Origin of the sequence: Rothia endophytica, assembly GCF_039543885.1 — a bacterium.
In the GTDB taxonomy this organism is placed as follows: Bacteria; Actinomycetota; Actinomycetes; order Actinomycetales; family Micrococcaceae; genus Rothia; species Rothia endophytica.
In genome coordinates, this window is the sequence record NZ_BAABKP010000011.1 from 1 (window position 1) to 5,776 (window position 5,776).

Below are 5,776 nucleotides of genomic sequence, written 5' to 3' on the forward strand. Positions count from 1 at the left end.
GTTGCGCCCCTGTTTGAACCTGCGTAAAGTATTACCAGTCGCCGCGGCACAGGGATAAAAACCTGAAGGCCACGGAAGGACAAAACGCCTAATCACATAGTGTTTCCCACTGCTTGAAGAAGAAGAATCTTCGCAGTCACCGAGAAGATCATCTACTGATCATTTGAAGGACAAGCGAAAATCTAAACAACAAACGGTGTGGTCGGCATCACGCTAAAACGAGTTGCCAACCTAAAAGAAACACGATAGACTAGACGAGTTGCCCAAACAAAAGGGTAACAACAAAACACCATTTGATGACTGATCACACAACAGTTCATGAACACGCTTCGTGTGTGAATATGATGTGATGCGGTTTGTTGTTTGAAAACTCAATAACGCACTAAAGAACAAATAATGATTCTTTCGTCCAAACTAACATTAAAGTTCAACACATTTGTTGGACCGTTGGTTTTGGATTTGAACTGATACCAAATAATTAATACAAAGTCGCTCAACCTTCACTTCACGGTGGTGGTAGAGCGCGAATTTGATAATCAGATGGTTTCAGATTGACAGTTTGAGTCACCACATTTTGCTCCTATTAAGCACAGGAGGAGGATCACCCCGTGATCCTTTGGTGGCTCGTTTCAATGAGATACAGAAAATTATCAAGCTACTCGATTAAAGAGATTTTTAACGGAGAGTTTGATTCTGGCTCAGGACGAACGCTGGCGGCGTGCTTAACACATGCAAGTCGAACGATGAAGCCCAGCTTGCTGGGCGGATTAGTGGCGAACGGGTGAGTAATACGTGAGTAACCTGCCTTTAACTCTGGGATAAGCCTTGGAAACGGGGTCTAATACCGGATACGACCAACCCTCGCATGAGGTGTTGGTGGAAAGGGATTTTGTACTGGTTTTAGATGGGCTCACGGCCTATCAGCTTGTTGGTGAGGTAACGGCTCACCAAGGCGACGACGGGTAGCCGGCCTGAGAGGGTGACCGGCCACACTGGGACTGAGACACGGCCCAGACTCCTACGGGAGGCAGCAGTGGGGAATATTGCACAATGGGCGCAAGCCTGATGCAGCGACGCCGCGTGAGGGATGACGGCCTTCGGGTTGTAAACCTCTTTCAGCAGGGGAGAAGCGAAAGTGACGGTACCTGCAGAAGAAGCGCCGGCTAACTACGTGCCAGCAGCCGCGGTAATACGTAGGGCGCGAGCGTTGTCCGGAATTATTGGGCGTAAAGAGCTTGTAGGCGGTTTGTCGCGTCTGCTGTGAAAGCCCGGGGCTTAACCCCGGGTTTGCAGTGGGTACGGGCAGACTAGAGTGCAGTAGGGGAGACTGGAATTCCTGGTGTAGCGGTGAAATGCGCAGATATCAGGAGGAACACCAATGGCGAAGGCAGGTCTCTGGGCTGTAACTGACGCTGAGAAGCGAAAGCATGGGGAGCAAACAGGATTAGATACCCTGGTAGTCCATGCCGTAAACGTTGGGCACTAGGTGTGGGGAACATTCCACGTTTTCCGCGCCGTAGCTAACGCATTAAGTGCCCCGCCTGGGGAGTACGGCCGCAAGGCTAAAACTCAAAGAAATTGACGGGGGCCCGCACAAGCGGCGGAGCATGCGGATTAATTCGATGCAACGCGAAGAACCTTACCAAGGCTTGACATATACTAGACCGCCTCAGAGATGGGGTTTCCCTTCGGGGCTGGTATACAGGTGGTGCATGGTTGTCGTCAGCTCGTGTCGTGAGATGTTGGGTTAAGTCCCGCAACGAGCGCAACCCTCGTTCTATGTTGCCAGCACGTAATGGTGGGGACTCATAGGAGACTGCCGGGGTTAACTCGGAGGAAGGTGGGGATGACGTCAAATCATCATGCCCCTTATGTCTTGGGCTTCACGCATGCTACAATGGCCGGTACAAAGGGTTGCGATACTGTGAGGTTGAGCTAATCCCAAAAAGCCGGTCTCAGTTCGGATTGGGGTCTGCAACTCGACCCCATGAAGTCGGAGTCGCTAGTAATCGCAGATCAGCAACGCTGCGGTGAATACGTTCCCGGGCCTTGTACACACCGCCCGTCAAGTCACGAAAGTTGGTAACACCCGAAGCCGATGGCCTAACCCCTTGTGGGAGGGAGTCGTCGAAGGTGGGATTGGCGATTGGGACTAAGTCGTAACAAGGTAGCCGTACCGGAAGGTGCGGCTGGATCACCTCCTTTCTAAGGAGCTCAACTAGATAGTTGGCCATCTCTGTTCACGAGTGTTGAACAGGTGGTTTGCTCATGGGTGGAATATTGGTTCAGGTTGCAGCTGGCCTTTGGGTTGGTTGTGGTGGAGAGTTTTAGTATTGTTTTTTGGTGTGTTGTTGGGTTTTGAGGCAACAAGGGTTTCTTGTTGGTCTCAATGGTATGCCTGGCGCATTGGTGGGTGAGACTGTGATGGTTTTGCTGCTGGTGTGGGTGGGTTGTTGTTTGAAAACTGTATAGTGGACGCGAGCATCTTCTAAAGATTGAAGAAATGATCCTAATTCAACATCTTTTGGGTGTTGTTTCTAGTATTTTCTTTGATTCTTTTGATTTGTAACTTAGTTAGTCAAGTAAATGACATCTTGAAATATTTCTGTGTGTAAGTTAATAAGAGCACACGGTGGATGCCTTGGCACTAGAAGCCGATGAAGGACGTGTGAATCTGCGATAAGCCTCGAGGAGTCGATAACAGGACTGTGATTCGAGGATTTCCGAATGGGGAAACCCAGCAAGCCATCATGGTTTGTTACCACCAGCTGAATGTATAGGCTGGTTGGAGGGAACGGGGGGAAGTGAAACATCTCAGTACCCTCAGGAAGAGAAAATAAAATATGATTCTGTGAGTAGTGGCGAGCGAAAGCGGAAGAGACTAAACCTGTGGTGTGTGATACCGGTTGAGGGTTGCATCATGGGGGTTGTGGGAGTCAGCGTGGCAGTTTCAATCGACTGTCGAAGTGATGTTCAAGCATGTAGGTGAAGGCCTTGGGATGGGCTGCCGGAGAAGGTGAGAGTCCTGTAACCGAAATGTGTTTGACCGCTTGTTGGCCACCCGAGTAGCACGGGGCTCGTGGAATCTCGTGTGAATCTGCCAGGACCACCTGGTAAGTCTAAATACTTTCTAGTGACCGATAGTGAATCAGTACCGTGAGGGAATGGTGAAAAGTACCCCGGGAGGGGAGTGAAATAGTACCTGAAACCGTGTGCTTACAAGCCGTTGGAGCCTTTTGGGGTGACAGCGTGCCTTTTGAAGAATGAGCCTGCGAGTTAGTGTTCTGTCGCAAGGTTAACCCGTGTGGGGAAGCCGTAGCGAAAGCGAGTCTGAATAGGGCGTTTGAGTGGCAGGATCTAGACCCGAAGCGGAGTGATCTATCCATGGCCAGGTTGAAGCGACGGTAAGACGTCGTGGAGGACCGAACCCACCTAGGTTGAAAACTGGGGGGATGAGCTGTGGATAGGGGTGAAAGGCCAATCAAACTCTGTGATAGCTGGTTCTCCCCGAAATGCATTTAGGTGCAGCGTTACGTGTTTCTTGCCGGAGGTAGAGCTACTGGATGGCCGATGGGCCCCACAGGGTTACTGACGTCAGCTAAACTCCGAATGCCGGTAAGTCAGAGCGTAGCAGTGAGACAGTGGGGGATAAGCTTCATTGTCGAGAGGGAAACAGCCCAGACCATCAACTAAGGTCCCAAAGCGTGTACTAAGTGGGAAAGGATGTGGAGTTGCTTAGACAACCAGGAGGTTGGCTTAGAAGCAGCCACCCTTGAAAGAGTGCGTAATAGCTCACTGGTCAAGTGATTCTGCGCCGATAATGTAGCGGGGCTCAAGTACACCACCGAAGTTATGGCAATGTATTTTTGAATATGTTGGGTAGGGGAGCGTCGTGTATCCAGTGAAGCTGCGGTGTGAACCAGTGGTGGAGGGTATGCGAGTGAGAATGCAGGCATGAGTAGCGAATCACGGGTGAGAAACCCGTGCGCCGGATGATCAAGGGTTCCAGGGTCAAGCTAATCTGCCCTGGGTTAGTCGGGGCCTAAGGCGAGGCCGACAGGCGTAGTCGATGGATAACGGGTTGATATTCCCGTACCGGTAAAAAACCGTCCATACTGATTTTTTGATGCTAACTGTGAGAAGCCGTTTGTAACCTCTTCGCCTTTTTGGGTGTTGGGGAGCTTGTGGTGGACTGCAGGACCCGATTTTTTGAGGTAAACGTATTAACAGGTGTGACGCAGGAAGGTAGCCAAGCCACGCGATGGTTGTCGTGGTCTAAGCGTGTAGGGTATCCGGTTGTTAAATGCGCCGGTGTTGGCCTGAGACGTGATGGGACCCCTTTTTTGGGGGATTTGGTGATCCTATGCTGCCGAGAAAAGCATCGACGTGAGGTTTTAGCCGCCCGTACCCCAAACCGACACAGGTGATCAGGTAGAGAATACTAAGGCGATCGAGAGAATCATGGTTAAGGAACTCGGCAAAATGTCCCCGTAACTTCGGGAGAAGGGGAGCCTTGAGCGTGATCCACCTATGCGGTGGGGAGCGTGTATGGGTCGCAGAGAATTGGGGGAAGCGACTGTTTATCAAAAACACAGGTCCATGCGAAGTCGTAAGACGATGTATATGGACTGACTCCTGCCCGGTGCTGGAAGGTTAAGAGGATTGGTTAGCCCCTTGTGGGCGAAGCTAAGAATTTAAGCCCCAGTAAACGGCGGTGGTAACTATAACCATCCTAAGGTAGCGAAATTCCTTGTCGGGTAAGTTCCGACCTGCACGAATGGAGTAACGACTTCCCTACTGTCTCAACCATGAACTCGGCGAAATTGCAGTACGAGTAAAGATGCTCGTTTCGCGCAGCAGGACGGAAAGACCCCGTGACCTTTACTATAGTTTGGTATTGGCGTTCGGTGTGGCTTGTGTAGGATAGGTGGGAGACTGTGAAGCTGACACGCTAGTGTTGGTGGAGTCGTTGTTGAAATACCACTCTGGTCGCTCTGGATGTCTAACTTCGGCCCGTGATCCGGGTCAGGGACAGTGCCTGATGGGTAGTTTAACTGGGGCGGTTGCCTCCTAAAAAGTAACGGAGGCGCCCAAAGGTTCCCTCAGCCTGGTTGGCAATCAGGTGTTGAGTGTAAGTGCACAAGGGAGCTTGACTGTGAGACTGGCAGGTCGAGCAGGGACGAAAGTCGGGACTAGTGATCCGGCGGTACATTGTGGAATGGCCGTCGCTCAACGGATAAAAGGTACCTCGGGGATAACAGGCTGATCTTGCCCAAGAGTCCATATCGACGGCATGGTTTGGCACCTCGATGTCGGCTCGTCGCATCCTGGGGCTGGAGTTGGTCCCAAGGGTTGGGCTGTTCGCCCATTAAAGCGGTACGCGAGCTGGGTTCAGAACGTCGTGAGACAGTTCGGTCCCTATCCGCTGCGCGCGTTGGAAATTTGAGAAAGGCTGTCCTTAGTACGAGAGGACCGGGACGGACGAACCTCTGGTATGTCAGTTGTACCGCCAGGTGCATGGCTGATTGGCTACGTTCGGGAGGGATAACCGCTGAAAGCATCTAAGCGGGAAGCCTGTTTTGAGATGAGATTTCCTAGCGTTTTTTGAACGTGTGAGGATCCCTATAGATGATGGGGTTGATAGGCCAGGTATGGACGCGGGGAATTCCCGTGGAGTTGACTGGTACTAATAGTCCGAAGGCTTACATTATTTTTTTTCAGGGTTTGTTGGCTGGTTTGTTTGTGTTTGCGTCCACTGTATGGTTTTGAGATAACA

Annotated in this window: 2 rRNA genes; both read left to right on the forward strand. The window is 51.2% G+C overall.

Features of this window, described 5'->3' with window-relative positions:
• Window positions 1-675 precede the first annotated feature (675 nt).
• Window positions 676-2,205: ribosomal RNA gene (locus ABD982_RS11145) — 16S ribosomal RNA — on the forward strand.
• A 404-nt stretch (window positions 2,206-2,609) separates the two neighbouring features.
• A 23S ribosomal RNA gene (locus ABD982_RS11150) occupies window positions 2,610-5,710 on the forward strand.
• The 16S and 23S rRNA genes sit together here, the layout of an rRNA operon.
• Window positions 5,711-5,776: the final 66 nt, after the last annotated feature.